20 protein-coding genes and 1 pseudogene are annotated in these 22822 nt (G+C 43.9%); 2 read left to right on the forward strand and 19 right to left on the reverse strand.

Annotation, left to right across the window (positions count from 1 at the left end; genetic code table 11):
- Positions 1 to 24: 24 nt before the first annotated feature.
- From AB6D80_RS04410 to aspS, 19 genes and pseudogenes are all read right to left on the reverse strand, one after another.
- On the reverse strand, positions 25 to 840 hold the full coding sequence (locus AB6D80_RS04410; RefSeq protein WP_371694391.1) for a siderophore-interacting protein: 816 nt from the start codon (positions 838 to 840) through the stop codon (positions 25 to 27).
- Between the two features lie 168 nt (positions 841 to 1008).
- Positions 1009 to 3069 (reverse strand): TonB-dependent receptor, encoded by a 2061-nt coding sequence (locus AB6D80_RS04415; protein ID WP_371694392.1) that lies wholly within the window; start codon positions 3067 to 3069, stop codon positions 1009 to 1011.
- A 906-nt stretch (positions 3070 to 3975) separates the two neighbouring features.
- Positions 3976 to 5037 carry a quinolinate synthase NadA gene (nadA, locus tag AB6D80_RS04420; protein WP_009846384.1) on the reverse strand — a complete coding sequence of 354 codons (1062 nt, stop codon included), beginning with the start codon at positions 5035 to 5037 and terminating at the stop codon, positions 3976 to 3978.
- A 209-nt stretch (positions 5038 to 5246) separates the two neighbouring features.
- Positions 5247 to 6029 (reverse strand): tol-pal system protein YbgF, encoded by a 783-nt coding sequence (gene ybgF / locus AB6D80_RS04425; RefSeq protein WP_372187864.1) that lies wholly within the window; start codon positions 6027 to 6029, stop codon positions 5247 to 5249.
- Positions 6030 to 6062: 33 nt separating this feature from the next.
- Positions 6063 to 6605 (reverse strand): peptidoglycan-associated lipoprotein Pal, encoded by a 543-nt coding sequence (gene pal, locus AB6D80_RS04430; protein WP_009846381.1) that lies wholly within the window; start codon positions 6603 to 6605, stop codon positions 6063 to 6065.
- A gap of 111 nt (positions 6606 to 6716) precedes the next feature.
- Entirely contained in the window at positions 6717 to 8072 is a 1356-nt protein-coding gene (gene tolB / locus AB6D80_RS04435) for a Tol-Pal system beta propeller repeat protein TolB (protein ID WP_371694393.1), read from the reverse strand.
- Between the two features lie 17 nt (positions 8073 to 8089).
- A complete protein-coding gene (gene tolA, locus AB6D80_RS04440; protein ID WP_372187867.1) occupies positions 8090 to 9157 on the reverse strand; it encodes a cell envelope integrity protein TolA in 1068 nt (355 codons plus the stop codon).
- A 13-nt stretch (positions 9158 to 9170) separates the two neighbouring features.
- Positions 9171 to 9614: a protein TolR gene (tolR, locus tag AB6D80_RS04445; RefSeq protein ID WP_102472693.1), complete on the reverse strand. Its 444-nt coding sequence runs from the start codon at positions 9612 to 9614 to the stop codon at positions 9171 to 9173.
- A 3-nt stretch (positions 9615 to 9617) separates the two neighbouring features.
- A complete protein-coding gene (tolQ, locus tag AB6D80_RS04450; protein ID WP_372187869.1) occupies positions 9618 to 10301 on the reverse strand; it encodes a protein TolQ in 684 nt (227 codons plus the stop codon).
- Positions 10291 to 10727 (reverse strand): annotated as a pseudogene (gene ybgC, locus AB6D80_RS04455) (tol-pal system-associated acyl-CoA thioesterase). The gene tolQ and the pseudogene ybgC overlap by 11 nt, the downstream one beginning before the upstream one ends.
- Positions 10728 to 10899: 172 nt before the next feature.
- A complete protein-coding gene (gene ybgE / locus AB6D80_RS04460) occupies positions 10900 to 11202 on the reverse strand; it encodes a cyd operon protein YbgE (RefSeq protein ID WP_009846375.1) in 303 nt (100 codons plus the stop codon).
- Positions 11195 to 11302: a cytochrome bd-I oxidase subunit CydX gene (gene cydX / locus AB6D80_RS04465; RefSeq protein WP_000270284.1), complete on the reverse strand. Its 108-nt coding sequence runs from the start codon at positions 11300 to 11302 to the stop codon at positions 11195 to 11197. Before cydX ends, ybgE begins: the two co-directional genes overlap by 8 nt.
- Before the next feature lie 31 nt (positions 11303 to 11333).
- Positions 11334 to 12470 carry a cytochrome d ubiquinol oxidase subunit II gene (gene cydB / locus AB6D80_RS04470; protein WP_372187871.1) on the reverse strand — a complete coding sequence of 379 codons (1137 nt, stop codon included), beginning with the start codon at positions 12468 to 12470 and terminating at the stop codon, positions 11334 to 11336.
- Positions 12471 to 12483: 13 nt separating this feature from the next.
- Positions 12484 to 14070 carry a cytochrome ubiquinol oxidase subunit I gene (cydA, locus tag AB6D80_RS04475; RefSeq protein ID WP_004736475.1) on the reverse strand — a complete coding sequence of 529 codons (1587 nt, stop codon included), beginning with the start codon at positions 14068 to 14070 and terminating at the stop codon, positions 12484 to 12486.
- 552 nt (positions 14071 to 14622) lie between these two features.
- Positions 14623 to 15639, reverse strand: coding sequence for a Holliday junction branch migration DNA helicase RuvB (gene ruvB / locus AB6D80_RS04480; RefSeq protein WP_017083931.1), 1017 nt, complete (start codon positions 15637 to 15639; stop codon positions 14623 to 14625).
- Between the two features lie 103 nt (positions 15640 to 15742).
- A complete protein-coding gene (gene ruvA / locus AB6D80_RS04485) occupies positions 15743 to 16354 on the reverse strand; it encodes a Holliday junction branch migration protein RuvA (RefSeq protein WP_017076435.1) in 612 nt (203 codons plus the stop codon).
- 92 nt (positions 16355 to 16446) lie between these two features.
- The gene (locus AB6D80_RS04490; RefSeq protein ID WP_017104275.1) at positions 16447 to 17907 is read right to left on the reverse strand and encodes a methyl-accepting chemotaxis protein; all 1461 of its coding nucleotides are present in this window, start codon (positions 17905 to 17907) and stop codon (positions 16447 to 16449) included.
- A gap of 194 nt (positions 17908 to 18101) precedes the next feature.
- A complete protein-coding gene (gene ruvC, locus AB6D80_RS04495) occupies positions 18102 to 18623 on the reverse strand; it encodes a crossover junction endodeoxyribonuclease RuvC (RefSeq protein WP_004736470.1) in 522 nt (173 codons plus the stop codon).
- Between the two features lie 158 nt (positions 18624 to 18781).
- Positions 18782 to 20554: an aspartate--tRNA ligase gene (aspS, locus tag AB6D80_RS04500; protein WP_017104276.1), complete on the reverse strand. Its 1773-nt coding sequence runs from the start codon at positions 20552 to 20554 to the stop codon at positions 18782 to 18784.
- A 314-nt stretch (positions 20555 to 20868) separates the two neighbouring features.
- Between aspS and AB6D80_RS04505 the strand changes: the two genes are divergently transcribed.
- Both AB6D80_RS04505 and cmoA read left to right on the forward strand, forming a co-directional pair.
- Positions 20869 to 21774 carry a DUF72 domain-containing protein gene (locus tag AB6D80_RS04505; RefSeq protein ID WP_017101018.1) on the forward strand — a complete coding sequence of 302 codons (906 nt, stop codon included), beginning with the start codon at positions 20869 to 20871 and terminating at the stop codon, positions 21772 to 21774.
- 139 nt (positions 21775 to 21913) lie between these two features.
- Positions 21914 to 22642, forward strand: coding sequence for a carboxy-S-adenosyl-L-methionine synthase CmoA (gene cmoA / locus AB6D80_RS04510; RefSeq protein WP_017097717.1), 729 nt, complete (start codon positions 21914 to 21916; stop codon positions 22640 to 22642).
- Positions 22643 to 22822 lie beyond the last annotated feature (180 nt).

Raw genomic sequence — 22822 nt, forward strand, 5'->3', positions numbered from 1 at the left:
ATCGAATAACTTCAATAAAGCTGATTAGTACTCTTCATCCATAACTTCATGACGTTCATCATGGTACGCTTCTTCATCCTTACCTCGTTTCCAGTAAGGAATCGCATACATATCTTTTTTAGACAGCTTGTACTCTTGTTTAAGCGCTTTACGACACGCAATCACGCTTTCATTTTCACCCGCAATGAAAGCCGAAAGCGAGTGAGATCCATTCGGTGCAATTAAGCCGGAAATAGCTTCGCTCAATAGAGATTGATCGCTATTTTCGTCTCTAATTAGCCACTTCAGAACCAGACCTTGCGGATGCTGAATATCATGCTTATCTGCGGCATCCTCTATCTCGATAAATACATAGCCTTGAGTGTCAGAGGGAAGGCTCTCCAAAATCGCATTAATGGCTGGTACTGCTGTTAAGTCTCCCGCAATAATATGCCAATCTGCGGGTTCAAGTAATGGGTCAGGCCCAGCAGGACCTACAAGGCCAATTTGGAAACCTTGTTCTGCTTTAATTGCCCACCCGCCGCCGGGAGAATCGGTTCCGTGGATCACGAAATCGATATCAAGCTCATTCACATCAGCTCGATACTTTCTTACGGTATAGGCTCGGGGCACGGGTTTATGCTCAGGCCAAATCACAGTTTCACCTTCTCGGTAAGGTAACTGCAATATCCCACTAGCTCTATTGGGGAAAAACACTTTTATGTGTGTACCATTTTGATCTTCAGGGAACCCTTTTAAAGAGTCGCCCGTAACAGTTACTCGCAGTAGATGCTTTGAGATCTTCTCCTTACGAACAAAGTCCAACAACATCGGATGTAAACGCACTGGTTGATCGCTCATCAATTTTCCTCTTAAAGAGATCTACAGTATTGAGGGGAAAGCATGACTTTGGTGGGAGCCTCTCCTAATGTTCAGAGTTTTACTCATAGGATCTTCGCCACTTTCCATGCTAATGATTTCAAAATAAACGCCTTGTTTTGAGCAAGGCGTTTTCTTATATCTAACCGATTAGAAGTACAATTCTACTGAACCACCAATTTGGCGAGGTGCTTGCTTCGTAATATCGTCTCCACCAAAGTTGAATGTTTCTTTTTCAGAATCAAACAAGTTTGTAGCGAATAAAGACATACGTCCGTTAGTAAACACATAGGCAACTTGTGCATTTGCAACCCAGTAAGCATCAATACTCTGGTTAGCTGAGTTTTCAACGTCACTGAAGTAATCTCCAGTGTAATTCGCATTACCACTCAATTCGAAATTCTCAGCAAACATGTATAAAGCACCGAAGCTTGCCGTCAAAGAAGGGGCTCGAGCGAGTTCTTTTGAGCTATTAGCATGATCTTTGTAACTTGTTTTCAACAAACCAAGTGAAGCCAATAGTTCTAGGTTTGATGTCGTTAACCAACGGCTTCCTAGTTCTGCACCGTAGGTATATGCTTCATCAACATTATCAACTTTCACATCACCTTTTGATGAAGTCTCCAGAACTTGGAAATTATCGTAGTCGTTGTAGAAGACGTTAGTTGTTAACTCAAGTTCATTATCTAGCAGACTATGGCGAGTGAAGAATTCATAGTTCCAAACGTATTCGTCTTCATACGTATATGAAGAAAATGCCCACGTTTTGTTATTGAAGCCAACACCGCCACCTCCAGAGTTAAAGCCCTTAGCTGCTCGGATACCCACGGTTTGATCTGATTCAGGCTTATAGGCAACTTCAAGCTTAGGAAGGAATACATTTGATGTTTCATCATAATCTAAGCCGAAGCGACCCGGGGCAACATAGCGTTTTTTGCTTTCGCGTTCGAATCGCCCTGCCGCTACAACTTCGATGCTCGGCATCACCAAGTACGTCACTTCAGCAAATGCCGACATAGCACGGTTTTTGCCTTCCATTGGTATTGATGACCCAGTCTGTTCAAATACATCATCATCTTCAGATTTGAAGTAGCGTAAACCAAACAAACCAGAAAGATCTTCGCTAAGGGAATCAAATCGAACCAAAGGCTCTATTTGGAACTCATTACCTTTCGATTTGAAATCCTGCTTTCTGCCTGCAGGATCAGTGATTCGATCGTAGGTGCGATCGGTGTAGATCAAATTATTTTCGAACACTAACGTATCTGAGATGTCATAAGATACATCCCAAATGCCGCTTGTTGACTGAGTTTCGTAAACAGCTCTATTGATCTTTGTTTGTTGAGATTCAGATTGAGGTCCCACAGTATCCATATGGGCAATCGTTAACGTGGTTTTGAACCCAGGAAGGCCTGCTGGCTCTAGCAAAAATTTACCACGAGCTGTCGTCATTTCAATGCGATTAGGGTCACCGACTGGTTCATAAGCAGTAAGGTCTGCGTAACTACTGCGTTTTTGTTGATCAACACTCAATCTGAAGGCCAGTTGATCTTCTAGTATTGGCGCCGAGATAACCGCTGCGGTTTGAGAATAGTCTTGCTGACCAATAGCAGCCTTTACTTTGCTCTCAAAATCGTAAGTCGGATCATTAGATTTTAAAACGATAGCACCCGCAGATGCATTTCGGCCTTGAACGTAGCTTTGCGGTCCAAGATAAATTTCCGCTTGCTGCATATCCCATAAAGAGCGAGGACCGAACGCGACTTCAGAATAGCTGAGTGAGCGTCCATCAATTGAAAGATTCAATCTTGGCACAGAGCCACCAAAGGCTGCAAGACCACCGAATGAAGGACCTGACCCATCAACACCACGAATCGATGGTAGGTTATTACCCTGACCTGAATCTACAATGTTCGGTGTTAGCTGCAGCAAGTCATCGACCTCAGATGCACCTGGAGTACTCGCAATACGATCTTCATCATACACATGCACGCTTGAGCCCGTATCATAAATCGAACGTTCTATTTTCTCGCCATACACGGTAACTTCAAAAGTAGTTTTTTCTTCGTTAGCGGTAGTTTCATTATTATTGTTTGTCGCTGCAAAAGCTTGACCACTGACACAAAGTCCCATGATGATTGCAGATAAAGTACGTAGCTTGAATTTGCTATTTCCTAGCTCATTCACTGCCGCGGGGCGTAATGCTGTCATTTAAAATTCTCCTTGATTAAGCATTAACTTTAGGTGGGCTCATGTAACGGCATTTATAATGAAAACTAGGGAAGACATTCAAAAGGTGTTGAAAACGCAACAACTCAAAATGAGTATAAGCTGTGCTTCCTTAGCTCCTTATTGACCACTGCTTTAATACATGAGCCAAAATTCCGACTGAAAACCGTCACATTGAACAAGCCCTAAGTCACTCAACGAATAAATTGAAAAATGATTTCCCTTTCAATGACCTGACGAATTTTCAACCGTACCTTATCGGTTGCATATTTAAATGTAAAGCATTCTCATTTAATATTGATAATAATTATCACTGGCATTAATTAACTTGAATTGAGAATTCTGATTTTTGATGGTTCGAGCACCTAACGAGACGCCCTATTCATGAAGAAGGGAAGAAAAATTAAAAATAAGACAGTATTAAGCTTATGTAGAGTTAATCTGAGACAGAGTTAAGAGCTTTAGAGAGGTACTTGAGCAAATGATTAGCAGGCTGAGTACGTAATCCTACTCATCTCTTGAATAGTTAAGCGGTAGCCTGCAATTCCGCTATCACTGACACCAATAATCGAATATTGCTCTCCTGCTAAAGCGCTCGTGCGGACTGACCATCTCGCTGATACTGGCTCGTGAACACTCTGTCTCAGACTTACCATGTCCATAAAAATCAGGACTTATTAACTGATAGCTATTACTAATAGTGGTATTTGCTACGATTGGTACATATCTAATGCAAACAGCAGCTACTAGTCAGACTAGATAGAGGCTAATATTCAGATACAAAAAAAACCAGCACTGCGGCTGGTTTTTTAATGATGACAAATGCACCACATTATAAAGACTGCATAGTTATAAATATTGGATTATTTATAACCTCACGTCATTAGATTAAGCGTTGCCTTTCACTTGCACGTTAAGCTGCTCAGCAAAATCTAGCATGCGGTTCAATGGGATAAGGGACTTCACGCGCAGTTCGTCAGAAACGAAGATCTCGTGTTGCTCGCCACCATTCTCAAGCGCATTTTCAATCGCTTCAAGGCCGTTCATTGCCATCCAAGGGCAATGCGCGCAGCTTCGACAAGTTGCACCGGCACCTGCTGTCGGCGCTTCAATCAGCTCTTTTTCAGGAACCAGTTGCTGCATTTTGAAGAAGATACCTTTGTCTGTCGCGACAATCATCTGTGGATGAGGCAGCTCTTTTGCTTTCTTGATCAGTTGACTTGTTGAACCAACAGCGTCAGCCAGTTCAACCACGCTTGCTGGTGATTCTGGGTGAACCAAAATAGCCGCTTCTGGGTATACTGATTTCATTTTCTTCAAAGCATCAGCTGAGAACTCGTCATGAACAATACACTCACCTTGCCAAAGCAACATGTCAGCGCCAGTTTGATTTGCGATGTAAGAACCTAGGTGACGATCTGGGCCCCAAATAATGGGTTTGCCTTCTGCGTCTAGGCTTTCAACGATTTCTAAAGCGATGCTCGACGTAACTACCCAGTCTGCACGAGCCTTAACAGCCGCAGAGGTATTCGCGTATACAACCACTGTATGGTCAGGGTGAGCATCACAAAATTCTGTAAATTTGTCTGCAGGGCAGCCAAGATCAAGAGAACATTCAGCTTCTAGTGTTGGCATTAGAATGCGTTTTTCAGGTGTAAGAATCTTTGCTGACTCCCCCATAAAACGAACGCCAGCGATGATCAAAGTGCTTGCAGAATGGCGGTTACCAAACTTAGCCATTTCTAATGAATCGCCAACAAAACCACCAGTTGCTTCAGCCAGGGCCTGAATTTCAGGATCTGTGTAGTAGTGTGCAATTAGAACTGCATCTTTTTCTTGAAGTAGTGTTTTGATGTTTGCGATGTGGGCCTGCTTCTGAGCGTCGCTCAGTGGAACTGGCTTAGGCGGAAACGGGTAAACTGTATCGATTTTATCTAGTATATGACTCATTGCTCTTGCTCTACGCAACTTCTTCCGAGAATTAGAGTATTCTACACAGGACAGCGATTGGGATCAAAAAGGATTGGTTTCAAGCGATGACTAACTAATGCTTAAAACGCATAAACAAAGCGATGCGTTGGCATTACAAAGAAGAGAAGTAGACACAAAAAGAAAGTGATCAGATATAAAAAAGAGGTACCTGAGCACCCCTATTTTGTTTACAAATGGGTTTTAGCCACTTTAGCCGAAGCACTGTTTGGATACTCGGTTACAACTTGCTGGTAATATTTCTTAGCTTGCGTCGCGTTGTTGTTACGCGTAGCTATGTCACCAAGCTTAACCAGAGCATCAGAGCGCTTGTTGGAGTCTTTGTATGACACAACAGCGGCAAAGCTCTTCACAGCTTCCTTATCTTGCTTTTTAGCGAAATAAAGCTGACCTAACCAATAATGGGTGTTAGGCGTGAAGGTCGAGTCTGGGAAGTCTTTTTGAAACTTTTGGAATGCTGCAATCGCACCCGTGTAGTCTCGTTGCTTTAGAATCATATCTACAGCATTTTGATAAGCGGTTTGCTCATCAACATCAGTACTGAACGTACCAGAAGCATCCTTAGAGCCTTCGCTCGCTGCTACTGCTACCGTTGCTGTTCCTGCTGCTTTCACCTCGCCTCTCACACGATCCAGTTCAATGAACAATTCACGTTGGCGCTCGAGCATTTGTTTCATATCGTAGCTGTTTCGCTCCAACTCACCACGAAGTTCACTGATCTCCAGTGACATATCGTCGATTTGCTGCTGCATTTGAAGCTGAACGAGATTACGATTTTGAAGCAAGCGCTCTAAACGCTCAATATCTGATTCGTTAGATGCTGATCGAGAGGAAGATGATGAATTTGTTGCGGTGCTATTGAGTTCGGATACTGGAGCTGGTGCAGCGAACGTAGTGTTCGCTGCACTTGCCAGTAACGAAAGCAAAATGACTCGCTTTGTGTTACTGAACATGAGGCAATTCCTCAATTATATAGCCTACTGAAATTAGTAAACTAGTACTGCACGACGGTTTTTAGCGTACACGTCTTCAGATTGACCTAGAAGAAGTGGCTTCTCTTCACCGTAGCTTACGATAGAGATTTGGTCTGCTTGAACACCTAGAGCTTGTAGGTATTTCGCTACAGCTTGTGCACGACGCTCACCAAGTGCGATGTTGTACTCAGGAGTACCGCGCTCATCAGCATGACCTTCAACAGTAACGTTCATATCAACGTTCTTAACTAGGTATGCTGCGTGAGCTGCAAGCATTTCTTCGTAGTCGCCAGCGATAGTAGAGTTATCGAATGCGAAGTAGATTGTTTGAGTTTCGCGTAGCGCTTGCTCTTTAAGCTCTTGCTCAGACAGTTGACCGTTAGCGTCAATTGGCGTTACAACAGTTGTATCTACGTTGCCTTCTGAACCTGAAGTTGTTTGGTTGCTTTCTGTGCCAGATGTTGCAGAAGTTGCTTCATCAGTTGAGCTACATGCCGTTACTGCCATCACTGGTAGTGCAATCATCAAGCCTTTAAGAACTTTGTTAAGTTGCATCTTTTTTTCCTTACGTTATCAAACTTAGTTTCTACAGCGACTAAGTGCTATAGATAGTTAAATGCCACAATAGTTAACACTATCAATAGCTAAAAGAATGTATCAAATCAACTAGAGAAACGGTGACCACGAAGGCGCTCTTACGCGTCCGTTCGTTGCCGGTAATCTAGCCTTAAAACGACCGTCGATAGAAACCATCGATAGTACGTTTGTTTTATTGTAAATAGAGCTATAGATAACCATACCTCCATTCGGTGCAATACTTGGAGATTCATCTAACAATGTTTTTGTTAGCACCTGAACCGCACCGGTTTCCAAATCTTGTTTAGCCAAGTTAAAACCCGAATTGCTACGATTAACCATAATCAGGAATCGTCCGTCAGGGGTGATCTGGCCACCTAAGTTTTGGCTACCTTGCCAAGTAATACGAGATGTCGAATTATTTGACAAATTTACATTATAAATCTGTGGTTTACCACCACGATCAGATGTGAAAATTAGAGACTTGCCATCTGGGTGCCAGAATGGTTCAGTATTGTTAGAACGACCGCGGGTAATTTGAGTCAGCTTACGGCTAGCAAGGTCGAGTGTGTACACCTGAAGACTGCCTGTTTTCGACAATACCAACGCCAATGTTTTACCATCTGGCGAGAATCTTGGCGCACCATTATGACGAGGGTATGACGTCACTTTCTCGCGCTCACCCGTGTAAATATTCATTATGAATATTTCAGCTTGGCCATTTTGGAAACTCACATACGCAAGCTTCTTACCGTCTGGCGACCATGCTGGTGACATAAGAGGTTGCTTAGAACGAAGCACCAAACGCTCGTTAAAGCCGTCGTAGTCAGCAACACGAAGCTGGTACGGGTATTTGTCTTTGTCGTTCACAACTACGTAAGAAATACGCGTTAGAAACGCCCCTTTCTCACCAGTTAGCTCTTCATACACTAAATCAGAGATTCGGTGTGCGTACTCTCTCAAGCGTTTACCAGGCACTGTCGCTTTCTTGTTGAACAGCACATGATCTTTAGAAAGTACTAATTGGCCTTCATCGCTGAGTGCACGGCTTTGCCCTTTAGTCAGTTGACCACGGACAATGTCGATCAGTTGGTAGTTCACCACATACTGCCCTTCGGCATTTTTAGTGATGCTACCGGTTAGCAGTGAATCAACACCTAGGTTAGTCCAAGCATCAAAATTCACCTCGGTTTCGCTGTAAGGCGTTTGAGGCATTTTACTTGTCGCAACTGGGCTGAATTTACCACTGCGTTGCAAGTCAGAAGCGATAACCGCTGATACATCGTGCGGCAATGGTCCTGCGCCTTCCCAACGGAAAGGGACAATAGCGATAGGTCGTGCAGAGTTAATACCGTCTGTAATAACAATTTCTAATTTTGCAAAAGCAGAGCTAGAAAAAATACATGCCATAACAAACAGGCTCTTGAAAAAGTTACCTTTAAGCATAAGTTATCCATTTCTCATTATGGGATGAACCGAAAGTCAAAATCTCGGAATATTTGTTGTAATGATGAGTCTTGTGGAAAATCGAACTCTCTCGCTTTAACTGTAGCAGCCTGTGCTGCTGAGCAAAGCTGGCGATTTCCGCTAACTACCGAAACCCTTCTCACTACAGCTTTATTACCACCAGTTGGTGTCAATTGAATGTTAAGAACACACTCTTGACCACGGAAGGAGTCTTCCATCAAGAGGTTTCGTTGTACTGTTTGTTGATAAATTGATATATATCGAGCCTTTTCATCTTCTAAATGCTGGTTCAAAGCAGTGTTGTTATTGCTTTGTTCAGTCTCCAGTCCAGCAAAGATATCGTTCAATGCCGCTTCTTGCTGTTTACGCTCTTTCTCCGCTCTTGCTGCAGCTTCTTTCGCTTTACGAGCTTTTTCTGCTGCGGCTGCCGCTTCTTTCTCTTTCGCTATACGTTGTTTCTCAGCACGCTCAGCGGCTTCTTTTTCTTTACGGGCTTTTTCAGCGGCCTCTTTCGCGGCTTTTTCTTTCGCCACGCGTTCTTGTTCAGCTTTAGCAATGGCCGCTTCTTTTGCCTTGCGTTCTTTTTCCGCTTTCACAACCGCTGCTTCTTTCAATTTACGATCAGCTTCTGCTTTAGCGGCTTTCTTTTGCTCTTGCTTTAAACGAGCCTCTTCAACTTTACGTTGTTTTTCATTCTCAACTCGACGCTTTTCCGCGTCGCGAGCGGCTTTCGCTTCTTTAGCCTGCTTTTCTTTCAGCTTTCGAATGTTCTCTTCTTCAGCTTTACGATTTTTTTCAAGTCGTTCGCTTTCACGTCTTAGTTTGTCTAGACGCTCTTGCTCTTTCTTACTCGCTGCTTCTCTTTGTTGGCGAATCTGTTGAGCTTGTTGGCGAACCAACTGAGGATCAATCACCACGGCTTGAACCATCTGCCCAGTAGGCTTTGGTTCCGACATCGTGAAATCCGCCCCCCAAATAAGCGCAACGAATAAGATGACGTGCAGCCCAAGAGAGATAAGAAGCGGTGATCTAAAATTATTGGATTTCTTATTATTCGCTTTCATGAATGCTACGGAGCTATTCCCTTATATCCGTTAATAGGCCAACCTTTGGCACACCTGCACGGCTTAATTCATCAAGTAATAAAACCACTTCAGCGTAAGGCGTTGCGGCATCACCACCAACAGCCACTGGAGAGTTTGGCTTAAGAGACAGCTCAGCTTTCACTCGGACGATAATGTCTTCCATCGATAAACCACGCTGTACTTCTTCGTTGTTCACACTCAAACCAAGCTCACCGTCTTTGTTCACTTCAACGATAATGAAACTCGCGTTGTCGTCACCCAATAGATCTTGTGCAGATTTGGCCGTTGAAGCTTGAGGCAATTCAACATCTACGCCTTGAGTAACAAATGGCGAAGTCACCATAAAAATGATCAGCAAAACAAGCATAACGTCGATGTAAGGTACAACGTTAATCTCTGCTGTCATTTTGCGTTTTTTAGGTTGGTATCCGGCCATCTATTATTCCCTGCCAGCCATCGCTTGACGGTGAAGAATACTATGGAACTCTTCAGAGAAAGTCGCGTAGTTGTGCTCTAACTTACCAACTCGGCTGCTAAAACGGTTATACGCCATCACAGCGGGAATCGCCGCGAATAAGCCCATTGCTGTCGCGATCAGTGCTTCTGCAATACCAGGAGCAACCATTGCTAATGTCGCTTGCTTCACTTCACCTAATGCGATGAATGAGTGCATGATGCCCCAAACCGTACCAAATAGGCCAATGTATGGGCTGATAGAACCGATGGTCGCCAAAAAAGGTAAGTTCGTTTCGAGTTCATCAACTTCGCGAGCAACCGCAACACGCATTGCACGACCAGTGCCTTCCATGATGAAGTCTGGAGACGCTGCATTTGATTTTCGAAGGCGAGCAAACTCTGTGAAGCCGGCGTAAAAAATCTCTTCAGTACCAGAGAGTTCGTCTTTGCGCTTATTACTCTCCTGATACAATTTAGCGAGATCAACACCAGACCAGAACTTATCTTCAAACACGTCAGTTTGTTTAGTAGCTTGAGATAATACTTTGCTTCGTTTGATGATCATCGCCCAAGAAACAACAGACATGCCCATGAGAATTAGCATGACCATCTTAACTAGTAAGCTAGCTTCTAAAATTAGGCCTAAGATTGAGATTTCAGCAGTCACTATTCGTTAGCTCCGTGAGAATAAATGTTGGCATTGCTTTGGGTTTCATTTTTTGATTGTCGATACATGCTACCTTAACCATTGCTTTACACAATGCTTTGCCATCAGGATTTACGATCTCTTGACAGAAGACCAAGGTAGCTCGCTTCAACTCGTAAATATTTGTAATGACTTGTAAAGAATCATCAAGGCGCGCACCTTGAATAAAATCGATGTCCATATGTCGGACTACAAACCGATATTTTGTTCTAACAAGACTTGCTGAGAGACGCCAATTGAGCGCAACATCTCAGTTCGAGCGCGTTCGAAAAACTTAAGATAGTTTGAATGGTATACAACACCACCTGCATCGGTGTCTTCGTAATACACTGTCACTGGCCACGTAAATGGCTTAGATAATCCCTGCAATTTGATACCACAATTCAAAACGATAAAGATCTCACTATAACCTAACTCCTTATCATTAATAGTATATCGCTGTGAATTTTTTGATTTAAGAGACGAAAAAAAAGGCCATCTGTATAAGATGACCTCTTTTTGGCTAAAAACCCAACAAGTATAAAGGTTCACGTCGTTATGAACCTAAATCCTTTGCCTTTTATAAAAGGCGCAGCACCGTTAGGTAGAGCAAAATTGTGAGTGAAACGTATGGGCTGAACAGTAGTTGCCACATCCAAGCTCTCGGCTTAAATCCGATACCGTAAACCATGCTTGAACATGCTGCCCAAATGAACATTGGCCCGATGATCGCATTAAAGCCACCGATGCTTGTCGCATACGCTTCAGGTTCCCACATCACTAAACCTACATGCATGAAACCCAATACTAGAGATAAAGCTCTTAACAGAGTCTTATCCATAGGTTGATGCAGTTTAGCGATTTGCTCTGCGAGATTACTCACTGTCTTTATCCATCATTTCTGAATGCTCTAACCATAGAGCATTGATGATGCCGAATGCACATGCTAGAAGTACACCCAAAATCCATGCGAAATACCACATAAAATTTCTCCTAAGTTATTTAACTTCTAGCTTAGTAAGCTGAAACGTCGTTATCTTCGATGTGTTTCTTATCTAGACGGCCGAACATTTTGTAGTATGTCCACGTTGTGTAGCCAAGAATCACAGGAACCATTACCGCCGCAACTCCAGTCATAAGACCAAGCGTTAGCTCACTTGCTGTTGAATCCCACATAGTCAAGCTATGGTTAGGGTTCAGGCTTGATGGCATTACGAATGGGAACATTGCAAAACCAGCCGTTAGAATAACACCAGCGTTAGATAGACTTGAGAACAAGAATGCGAAACCACCACGCTCAAAGCGAGATGCAATCACAGCAAGCAGTGGCATTACTACACCAAGAATCGGCGCAGCCCACATTGCTGGATACGTTTCGAAGTTTGTCATCCAAGCACCAACTTGAAGTGATACTTCTTTATTTAGTGGGTTTGAATCAGCAAACGTGTCTATCGTGCTTGTAATTACATAGCCTTCGATAGATTGAACCCAGAAACCACCGATAACGAACAGAGCAATAGCAATTAGGCCAGTGATCTGAGCAACGTTACGTGCGCGGCTGTGCAGTTCTTCTGTTGTCTTCATTTGAAGCCATGTTGCACCTTGCATAACGAACAACATCAGAGCCAACACACCGCAAAGCAATGCAAATGGGTTAAGCAGAGCGAAGAACGTACCATGGTACTTAGACATCATAAATTCGTTCAGTTCAAATGGAACACCTTGTAGTAGGTTACCAAATGCTACACCGAAAATGATTGGTGGTACTGTGCCACTAAAGCAAAGTGCGTAGTCCCAAGTTTTACGCCATTTTGGATCTTCAATCTTAGAGCGGTAATCAAGAGCGAGTGGTCGTAACCAAAGCGCTGCTAACGTCGCGTACATTGCGAAGTAGAAACCAGAAAACGACGTTGCGTAAACCAGTGGCCATGCAGCAAACAATGCACCACCCGCAGTGATAAGCCAAACTTGGTTACCATCCCAGTGAGGGGCAATCGTGTTTAGCATAATACGACGTTCAGTGTCGCTCTTACCGATAACAGGTGAAAGGGCTGCAACACCCATATCGAAGCCATCAGTTACGGCGAAACCAACCAGTAGAACACCGATCAATACCCACCAAATAAGTCGTAAGCTTTCGTAATCAAACATAATATTCCCTCACTTATACTTCGACTGAACGGCTAACTTTGTCTTCAACAGAGTTATCGTTTTGTTCGAAGTGGTAACGGCCTGTCTTTAAGCTACTTGGACCTTTACGTGCGAATTTCAGCATTAGGTAAACTTCAGCAATCAAGAACACTGTGTACAGTGCCAGAATCGCGAATAGAGAAGTCCAAAGCTGTTCAATAGTCAGTGCTGATGCAGCAACGTTAACCGGTAGGATTTCACCAACCGCCCATGGCTGACGACCAAACTCAGCAACGAACCAACCTGCTTCAATCGCAATCCAAGGAAGTGGGATTGAGAATAGCGCCGCTTTAAGTACCCATGGTTTTTGTTCGATCTTCTGACGACACGTTTGAACAAACGCCGCACCGAATACAAACAACATGATGAAGCCACAAGCAACCATCAGACGGAATGACCAGAATAGAGGCCAAACTGTTGGGATAGAATCATCCGCAGCCATTTGGATTTGGTCTTCTGTTGCATCAACAACGTCGTCTGTGTAGCGCTTAAGAAGCAGACCGTAACCTAGGTCACCTTTCACTTCGTCGAACGCTGCGATGTTTTCTTCAGACTTATCACCTGAACGTAGCTTTTCAAGCAGCTCGTATGCGTACATACCAGTGCGGATACGATCAACGTGATCATCACGTAAGTCACGTAGGCCCGTTACTTCAGTATCAAGAGAACGCGTTGCGATGATGCCCATTACGTATGGGATTTTAATTGCGTAGTCAGTATTCATTGTTTCTTGGTTTGGAATACCAAAAACAGTAAATGCAGCTGGTGCTTCTTCAGTGTGCCACTCGGCTTCTACCGCAGCGAGCTTCACTTTTTGAACTTCACCAAGCTCGTAACCAGATTCATCACCTAGTACGATTACTGACAAGATCGCCGCCATACCGAAAGATGCTGCAATCGCAAAAGAGCGACGAGCAAACGCAAGGTCACGACCTTTAAGAATGTAGTATGAGCTGATACCAAGGATGAACATTGCACCCGTAGTGTAACCAGACGCTACTGTGTGTACGAATTTAACCTGCGCTACTGGGTTTAGGACAACTTCAGCGAAGCTCACCATTTCCATACGCATGGTTTCAAAGTTAAATTCCGCACCCACTGGGTTTTGCATCCAGCCGTTCGCTACCAAGATCCAAAGCGCTGAGAAGTTAGAGCCAAGAGCTACTAACCACGTTACCGCTAAGTGCTGACGCTTCGACAATCTGTCCCAACCGAAGAAGAAAAGACCAACAAAAGTAGACTCTAGGAAGAATGCAACAAGCGCTTCGATAGCCAGCGGAGCACCAAAGATGTCGCCAACATAGTGAGAATAGTAAGACCAGTTAGTACCGAACTGGAACTCCATGGTTAAGCCTGTCGCTACACCAAGAGCAAAGTTAATACCAAACAATTTACCCCAGAACTTAGTCATGTCCTTGTAAATTTGCTTGCCAGTCATTACATAAACTGACTCCATAATGGCAAGTAGAAATGCCATACCTAAAGTCAGTGGAACAAATAGGAAGTGATACATCGCTGTAAATGCAAATTGCAATCGCGACAGATCAACAACATCAATCATGGTAACTCCTTTGTGTCGGCTGAATGACACTTGTGTGATTATTCACCGCAAAAATCCATGTTAAAACAATTTGTGTAATTGTTATTACAAATTGAAATTTGTAGCAAAAACGTACCGTTATAGTTAGATTATTGTTAAGCATGAGCTAATATAGCTGGCGCTAATATTACTGGTAAAATCAGTATGTTTCAAAAGGTTTATAGGAGAACCTTGCGTTGATTTGTATCAATTTTATTCAAGCAAATTAGAGTTATTTTTGTACAATCATGATTAAAATCACACCAATTTAGCCTCTGTTAATAACAGCGCATGATATCTGTGACAAAAGCTCAGCACCACTTCAACATACGAATTACAACTACCTATAAAGTATTAACAAAAAATATGACAACTTATTTCATTTTTTGCTAGCTAAATCAAACCTGCAATCAAAGTTTTCATTTTTGACAGAGGCTATTCAGCCTTTTTATCGAATCGCTCAAAGAGTTGTTATTCAATAAAAAGCAAAAAATCCCAGCGCTTATGCAACTGGGATCTTTGAAAATGAATAATTTAACGATTAGACGGTTTATCTATTCCAAAGTGTAAATACGCTCTGTCGGTCGCGATTCGACCTCTTGGCGTTCTTTGTAAGTAACCTTGCTGAATCAAGTAAGGCTCCAACACATCTTCAATGGTGTCTCTCTCTTCACCAATCGCAGCTGCCATGTTGTCTATACCAACCGGACCACCGCCAAACTTCTCCATAATCGCGAGCAGAAGCTTTCTATCCATGTAGTCAAAGCCTTTGGCGTCAACGTCCAGCATGTTGAGTGCTTTATCTGCAACGTCTGGGCAAATATGTCCATCGCCTTTCACTTCCGCATAGTCACGAACACGACGTAATAAACGGTTAGCAATACGTGGTGTACCACGCGCACGGCGAGCAATTTCTAATGCACCTTCAGACTCCAGAGATAGGCCAAGGCAATCCGCGCTGCGTTGAACGATATTTTGAAGATCTTCTACTTTGTAGTACTCAAGACGCTGGGTAATGCCGAAACGGTCACGTAACGGAGACGTCAGTGAGCCAGCGCGAGTGGTTGCGCCAATCAAAGTGAAAGGAGGAAGGTCAATCTTGATAGAGCGTGCCGCAGGGCCTTCACCAATCATAATATCCAGTTGGTAATCTTCCATTGCTGGATACAGAACCTCTTCAACCACTGGGCTCAGACGGTGGATCTCATCAATGAACAGGACGTCATTTTCTTCAAGGTTAGTCAGTAGCGCCGCAAGGTCACCGGCTTTCTCAAGAACTGGGCCTGAAGTGGTACGGATGCTCACATCCATTTCATTGGCAACAATGTTCGCCAACGTGGTTTTACCTAAACCGGGAGGGCCAAAAATCAACAGATGATCCAGAGCTTCATTTCGCATTTGAGCGGCTTGAATGAAAATCTCCATCTGGTTACGAACGTGGTCCTGACCTTGATAGTCGGCAAGTGCTTTAGGGCGTATTGCGCGATCAATGACATCTTCATCTTTAAAGACCGGATTATCCGGTGCAATCAGGCGATCGGCTTCAATCATAAATTCTGTTATTCCTAACTCTGCTCTTCCTGACTCTGCGCTTCTTGACTCTGTGTAAAGGCAAAGTGAATGAGTCTATTTTGTAGAACAAGTATATGAGGTATTAAACCATCGACTTCAGTGCTTCGCGAATCAATTGTTCACTTGTCATGCCATCTTTAGCCACTTGAGCAACAACTTTAGAGGCTTGAGTTGGTTTATAACCCAGCGCAAGTAATGCGCTTACTGCTTCTTCTTCTGCATCGTGAACCGTTGGCATAGAGTCCATAGGCGCTGCATCCGTTGCAGGCGTAAACAGATCACCTGCTCCCCACCCTTTCAAGCGGTCTTTCATTTCAACGACAAGACGCTCTGCGGTTTTCTTACCCACACCCGGAAGTTTAACCAACGTAGAGATATCTTCACGTTCAACGCTCTGAACAAACTGGCTAGCGGTCATGCCTGAAAGTATGCCTAGGCCTAGCTTAGGACCTACACCATTTGCTTTGATGACTTCACGGAACAGAGCACGCTCTTTTACCGTATTGAAACCATAAAGTAGCTGCGCATCTTCACGTACGACAAAGTGAGTGTAGATAATTGCCTCTTCGCCAACGTTTGGTAATTCATAAAAACAGCTCATTGGCATTTGTACTTCATAACCAACACCACTGACTTCGATTAGCAACTCTGGTGGCTGTTTTTCTATTAATGTACCGCGTAGGCGTCCGATCACAATTCACTCTCTTGATGGAATATTATTTGAGGGACAGAATATAAAAGAACTGGATGCTTATCCAGTTCTTTGTGTTTATTAAGGTGATTTATTTAAGCTTGCTTAGCTTGGGAAACCACACTATTCAGGCTTTCAACCAGTTCTTTTACCGAAGTAACATGGCCTGTTAATTCAGAACCATAATTGGCCACTAAACCCGATACTGATTTAGTTTCTGCAACACTCTGCGCCACCTCTGAACTCGCGAGATCGAGTTCTTTCAGTGAGCTCATCTGCATCGCCATGATATTGGTAAGCTGATTAACATCAGTAGAAATGGTTTGAACCTCTGAGATGATGCCGTTCATTTCATTCGCCGTAGTTTCAATAATGGCTCGACCGTTTTCCACTTCTTCTTTACTGCGATCTAACAAGGTTCGAATCTCTATCGCAGAATGACTGCTTTTCGCCGATAGCTCTCTCACTTGATCGGCCACCACAGCAAAACCTCGTCCTTGTTCACCGGCTCGAGCGGCTTCTATTGCTGCGTTGAGTGCTAATAGGTTGGTTTGTTCGGCTACGGAAGTAATCAAATCGGCGACTTTCATGATTTCTTGATTACTTTGAATGATCTGGCTGATTGCACTGGTTGAGGCTTCTAGTGACTCAGAGCTCTTTTGCGCTTTGGTTCCCACCGCTTCACTGCGCTCTTTCAGTTCACCCACAAATGAATTGGATTCTTCGATGCCTTGAGTCATTTGATGGAGTTGTTGGCTCATCTCTTCTGCAGCGCTCGCTTGAGATTCACAATTGACATTCAACACTTCGACTTGAGCATGCAAGTCTTGTGATTGCTGATCTAAATGAACCGAAACACCTTGTAGACTCTCCGAATTCGAATTGGCTTGGTCGAGCACGATAGAGAGCTGACCTTCACTTTGCGTCGCTTGGTTGGCAACATGTTGGCTTTCTGAAATCGCATCCTCTGCCATTTCGATTGCCACCTCTTTTTGCTTAGCGGTAAAGGCTTGGGCAATGCAGATCACCACCAGCGGCATAATCACACCAGACCAAGTTTCTACCACTACCGCATCAGGGGTTAACTCAAGCTGGGGAAATGCAAATCCATTGAGATGTGCTGAGGTCATCACTAATGAAACACCGATAACCAGTCCACTCCACACCAAAGCCACAATTCGTGTTCCCGATAAGAAGAAAGCGACCACTAACAAAGGCACCCAATAAGCTTGGGTGGAATCCACAACCCCACCACTTTGATAAATGATGTTCAACGCGTGGACAGCCATGCCGACAAAACCAAAGTTAAGTGCAAGGCTTGGCTTACTCGTCACACGAAGTAGCAGTGCAGAGATCAGTTCGAATACGATAAGAAATACAGATGTGGCGATCAGAAGTTGCTCTTCGTGCTTAGTCCACTTGATTAAGCTATAAACACCCACGAAGAATGCGATAAAAGTGAAGAGTAATAAGATATCGGCTTGTCTGACTTCGTTGTTACTCCACCCATTGCTTTTGGGTAGAAACAGCGCGCGCCACAGCTTGATTGGGTTCATCAGTGATCATCCTTGATTAACTTGTAAGACCTCTGACCAATGTTAATAACATGTTAAATGATACGCAATGTTATTATCTGGGTTCTGTTCGAAAGATCTCATTTCATCAAGGATTTGGGGGCGTATTGTTTTGATATGAGCCAAACAGGGCGTAAGGCTCATCGAAAGCAAACTTCTAGAAAGCGATGGGGGGATTAACGGTAACGCCCTTTTCTCGCACCTGTCGCTTTACCTGCCAGTGCAACCAAGGTTTTATTGGTGTTAGCGTGAGTGATCGCTACGCCTAACGCATCGGCTGCATCGGCTTGTGGCTTAGCGGGTAGTTTGAGCATGCTCATCACCATGTTCTGAACCATCGACTTATCAGCGCCACCATTACCTGTCACCGCTTGTTTGATTAGACGAGCCGCATACTCATGAACGGGCAAATCCGCATTCACTGCTGCCACAATCGCGCTACCACGAGCTTGTCCAAGCTTAAGTGCTGAATCGGCATTCTTCGCCATGAACACTTGTTCGATCGCGAATACGTCAGGCTGAAACTGAGTAATGATCTCACTAACGCCCGCATAGATTTGCTTTAAGCGACCTGGCAATTCTTTCTCGGAAGTACGAATACAACCACTACCTAAGTAATATAGATGGCGACCATTTTGACGAATCACGCCATAGCCGGTAATGCGAGAGCCAGGGTCAATCCCTAAGATAATAGACATAACTTCAATACTGATTATTTATACATGCTTTATGAGCTTAGTATATCGAACGCAAAAAAAAATGCCCGTCAAATTAACGGGCATTTCGTTGTTCTGCGAAAGAAAAAGTTCTATCGAAAACTCACTGCTTGATTAGAAAGTTGAGCTTAATCGTTTGATTAGTCTTCTTTCTTCGCTAAGTTAACAGCGATTGCTAGCTCTTCCAGTGATGCTGGGTTTGCTAGGCTTGGCGCGTCTGTTAACAGACATGCTGCAGCTGTTGTTTTCGGGAATGCGATAACGTCACGGATGTTCTCTGTACCACAAAGAAGCATTGCTAAACGGTCAAGACCGAATGCTAGACCTGCGTGTGGTGGCGTACCGTACTTAAGTGCCTCAAGTAGGAAACCGAACTTCTCTTGCTGTTCTTTAGCTTCGATACCTAAGATACCGAATACAGCCGTTTGCATTTCTGCGCTGTGAATACGTACAGAACCGCCGCCGACTTCGTAGCCGTTGATTACCATGTCGTAGGCATCAGAGTTAGCTGCTGCTGGGTTCGATTTTAGCTCTTCCGCGTTCACACCAAGTGGTGATGTGAATGGGTGGTGCATAGCGTGAAGATTGCCTTCGCCATCTTCTTCGAACATTGGGAAATCAATAACCCAAAGTGGAGCCCAAGCTTTCTTGTCTGTTAGCTCTAGGTCATCACCTAGCTTGATACGAAGTGCGCCCATTGCTTCAGCAACGATGTTCGCTTTATCTGCACCAAATAGAATGATATCGCCAGATTCAGCTTGAGTGCGCTCAAGAAGACCGTTGATCACGTCTTCGTTTAGGAACTTAGCAACTGGAGATTGGATACCTTCCATGCCAGCAGCACGGTCGTTAACCTTCATCCAAGCTAGACCTTTCGCGCCGTAGATACCTACATGCTCTGCGTAACCGTCGATTTGCTTACGAGTTAGCTTAGCGCCACCTGGTACACGGATAACCGCTACGCGACCTTTTTCGTCGTTCGCAGGGCCAGAGAATACTTTGAACTCAACGTCTTTAACCAAGTCAGCAACGTCTACTAATTCTAGTGGGTTACGTAGGTCTGGTTTATCAGAACCGAAACGACGAATCGCTTCAGAGAAAGGCATTACTGGGAATTGGCCCAGTTCAACATCTAGAAGCTCTTTCCACATATCGTGAACTAGCTTCTCAGTGATGTTACGCACTTCTTGAGAAGACATGAACGATGTTTCGATATCGATTTGAGTAAATTCAGGCTGACGGTCAGCACGTAAATCTTCATCACGGAAACATTTAACGATTTGGTAGTAACGGTCAAAACCAGACATCATCAGCAATTGCTTGAACAGCTGAGGAGATTGAGGAAGTGCGTAGAAGCTACCTTTGTGAACACGGCTTGGTACTAAGTAGTCACGAGCGCCTTCAGGCGTCGCTTTCGTTAGTACTGGTGTTTCGATGTCTAGGAATAGGTTCTCATCTAGGAAACGACGAACGAAGCTAGAAGCACGTGCACGAAGCTTAATACGATCGCTCATTTCTGGACGACGAAGATCGATGTAACGGTACTTAAGACGCTGCTCTTCAGAGTTCGTTTGGTTGAAGTCTAGTGGAAGCGCTTCTGAACGGTTGATGATCTCAAGGCCAGTTGCGTAAAGCTCAACTTCACCCGTCGCCATATCTTTATTTACTTGGCTGTTCGGACGAACGCGTACTTCACCAGTAAACTTGATACAGAATTCATTACGCAGTTGGTTAGCGATCGGAAAGATATCTTTCATACCTGGATCGACAACAACCTGAACGACGCCTTCACGATCTCGCATATCGATAAAGATAAGACCGCCTAAATCACGGCGACGGTTTACCCAGCCGCACAATTCTACAGTTTGTCCCGCCAGGGACTTGTTCAGGTTACCACAGTAATGGGTACGCATAATGAATTTCCCAATCTCTTAATTATTTACTAATTTCCAAGCTGTCAGTGGTCATTCCACACAACAGAGCAAAGGAACATTTATACGCGGAAACTCGCTTAAAATCGACCTTCCACATTCGAATTTATTGTGTTTTATCTGGCTTTGCTGCTTTTTAGCCCATCAAGTGCGCAAAGATTCATCAAAACCGAAAGAATTGCGATAATTATATCTCGAAAGTACCTTAATCAGCAAAACTCTCGTAAAGTAGATTTTCATTTCAACCCAAAAACTTTTTGTAATGACTGATGGCGTGATAAATAACGGTGTAATAGATGGATGCTCGTGTAATAACAACAGAAACTTTACCTCTAAGACTTGGGTTAACAATGTGGTCTCATTCTGAGTGGCAAAGTCAGTTTTATGGCAAAGGAACAAAACCCGCTGAGCGCTTAGAAAAATACACCCAAGTTTTTCATACCGTTGAAGGCAACACGACTTTCTATGCGACACCCAGTGTCTCAACGGTCAATAACTGGAAAGCCGCGAGTCACGATGATTTCAAGTTTACTTTTAAGCTGCCTAAGTTCATCACCCACCAGCAGCACTTAAAACATTGCCAAGCCGAACTCAAAGAATTTCTGCTCACCATGTCGCCCCTACTTAGGCGCATTGGTCAGTGGACGATTCAATTGCCCCATAGCTTCGAACCCAGCATGCTTCCTGCCCTGCAAAAATTTTGTACCTTGTTTCCAAAAGACATGCAGCTCGGCGTTGAAGTTCGTCACCTTGGTTTCTTTGATAAAGGCGATGCCGAAAAACGTTTCAATCATTGGTTGATAGAAGAAGGGATCAATCGCATCATTATGGATAGCCGTCCTGTTTTCTCCGCACCACCAACCACAGAAGCGGTGATCGACGCGCATCAAAAGAAACCACGTGTTCCGGTTCATGCCATTGCGACGGCAAACAATCCGATGGTTCGCTTTATTGGTCATCCAGATCAGGAACCCAATCTGGCTTTCTTTAAACCTTGGTTCGCGAAATTACCGACTTGGTTAAACGAAGGAAAACAACCTTATTTAATGATCCACACCCCAGACAATAATCACGCCCCTGAGTTGGCGATTGCTATCTATAAGCAATTACAGACGCAAGTTGCTGAACACACAAAGATAACCTTGCCTAATTTGGCGGAGTTTCCTGCTCAAAAAGGCGACCATCAAATCTCGATGTTTTGATAGTAAACAACTACTAACACACGTTCACTTTCATCAATCTCAGTTTTCGTGACACAAGCCATTTTTTTACGTAAAATACGTCCCCTTTTATTTGGTATGAATTTTGTGCCAATTACGCTGACTGTCGAGAGAAAATGCCATGAGCAACACAGACAATATCTTTTCCGCTCCTATTGATAAAATTGGAGACTTCACCTTTGATGCAAGGGTTGCTGAAGTATTTCCGGATATGATTCAACGCTCGGTGCCTGGTTATAGCAATATCATCTCTGCAATCGGCATGCTGGCTGAACGCTTTGTAAAGCCACATTCAAATATTTTCGATCTTGGCTGCTCGCTTGGTGCTGCGACACTTTCTATGCGTCGTCACATTCAGCAAGAAGGCTGCACGATTTTCGCTATCGATAATTCAGAAGCCATGGTTGAACGCTGTAAGCTGCATGTAAACGCCTACCGCAGTGACACACCGGTAGAAGTGATTGAAGCCGACATCCGTGAAGTGGAAATCAAAGACGCCTCTGTTGTGGTGCTTAACTTTACACTGCAATTTCTGTCTCCTGACGACCGATACGCTCTGCTTGAAAAAATTCATGCAGGCTTACGCCCGGGCGGAATCTTAATCCTTTCTGAAAAGTACGTATTCGAAGACGAAAGTTCAAATGAACTGCTTATCGACCTGCACCATGACTTCAAGCGTGCAAACGGATACAGCGAGCTTGAAGTCAGCCAGAAACGTAGCGCAATTGAAAACGTGATGCGTCCTGACTCGATTACAGTTCACAAGCAACGTTTTGAAAAGATTGGCTTCTCAAGTAGCGAAGTGTGGTTCCAATGCTTCAACTTCGGTTCAATGTTCGCGATTAAATAGCGCACATACCCAGTCAGCTAGTACTAAAACGTCATCCTCAAGAGCGAGGAACGAGCGAGTTGGGGATCTCTATCAAGTACGATAAACCGAGACTCCCTATCATGTTCGTCCCTCACTGTAGGGAATGACAAATTTAATTTCTATTTTAGGGTTTATTGACCCTATTAACTCAGTGAAAAA

The organism is Vibrio sp. 10N.247.310.17, assembly GCF_041466605.1.
Classification (GTDB): Bacteria; Pseudomonadota; Gammaproteobacteria; order Enterobacterales; family Vibrionaceae; genus Vibrio; species Vibrio tasmaniensis_A.

What these genes read in the sequence shown, in the direction of transcription:
- tolB (WP_371694393.1), bottom strand. Translation starts at nt 8,072, where the DNA reads ATGCTTAAAGGTAACTTTTTCAAGAGCCTGTTTGTTATGGCATGTATT.
- cydB (WP_372187871.1), bottom strand. Translation starts at nt 12,470, where the DNA reads ATGTTTGATTACGAAAGCTTACGACTTATTTGGTGGGTATTGATCGGT.
- AB6D80_RS04415 (WP_371694392.1), bottom strand. Translation starts at nt 3,069, where the DNA reads ATGACAGCATTACGCCCCGCGGCAGTGAATGAGCTAGGAAATAGCAAA.
- ruvC (WP_004736470.1), bottom strand. Translation starts at nt 18,623, where the DNA reads ATGTCTATTATCTTAGGGATTGACCCTGGCTCTCGCATTACCGGCTAT.
- cmoA (WP_017097717.1), top strand. Translation starts at nt 21,914, where the DNA reads ATGAGCAACACAGACAATATCTTTTCCGCTCCTATTGATAAAATTGGA.
- AB6D80_RS04410 (WP_371694391.1), bottom strand. Translation starts at nt 840, where the DNA reads ATGAGCGATCAACCAGTGCGTTTACATCCGATGTTGTTGGACTTTGTT.
- ruvB (WP_017083931.1), bottom strand. Translation starts at nt 15,639, where the DNA reads ATGATTGAAGCCGATCGCCTGATTGCACCGGATAATCCGGTCTTTAAA.
- pal (WP_009846381.1), bottom strand. Translation starts at nt 6,605, where the DNA reads ATGCAACTTAACAAAGTTCTTAAAGGCTTGATGATTGCACTACCAGTG.
- cydA (WP_004736475.1), bottom strand. Translation starts at nt 14,070, where the DNA reads ATGATTGATGTTGTTGATCTGTCGCGATTGCAATTTGCATTTACAGCG.
- tolR (WP_102472693.1), bottom strand. Translation starts at nt 9,614, where the DNA reads ATGGCCGGATACCAACCTAAAAAACGCAAAATGACAGCAGAGATTAAC.
- aspS (WP_017104276.1), bottom strand. Translation starts at nt 20,554, where the DNA reads ATGCGTACCCATTACTGTGGTAACCTGAACAAGTCCCTGGCGGGACAA.
- AB6D80_RS04505 (WP_017101018.1), top strand. Translation starts at nt 20,869, where the DNA reads ATGGATGCTCGTGTAATAACAACAGAAACTTTACCTCTAAGACTTGGG.
- ybgF (WP_372187864.1), bottom strand. Translation starts at nt 6,029, where the DNA reads ATGTTCAGTAACACAAAGCGAGTCATTTTGCTTTCGTTACTGGCAAGT.
- cydX (WP_000270284.1), bottom strand. Translation starts at nt 11,302, where the DNA reads ATGTGGTATTTCGCATGGATTTTGGGTGTACTTCTAGCATGTGCATTC.
- AB6D80_RS04490 (WP_017104275.1), bottom strand. Translation starts at nt 17,907, where the DNA reads ATGAACCCAATCAAGCTGTGGCGCGCGCTGTTTCTACCCAAAAGCAAT.
- tolA (WP_372187867.1), bottom strand. Translation starts at nt 9,157, where the DNA reads ATGAAAGCGAATAATAAGAAATCCAATAATTTTAGATCACCGCTTCTT.
- nadA (WP_009846384.1), bottom strand. Translation starts at nt 5,037, where the DNA reads ATGAGTCATATACTAGATAAAATCGATACAGTTTACCCGTTTCCGCCT.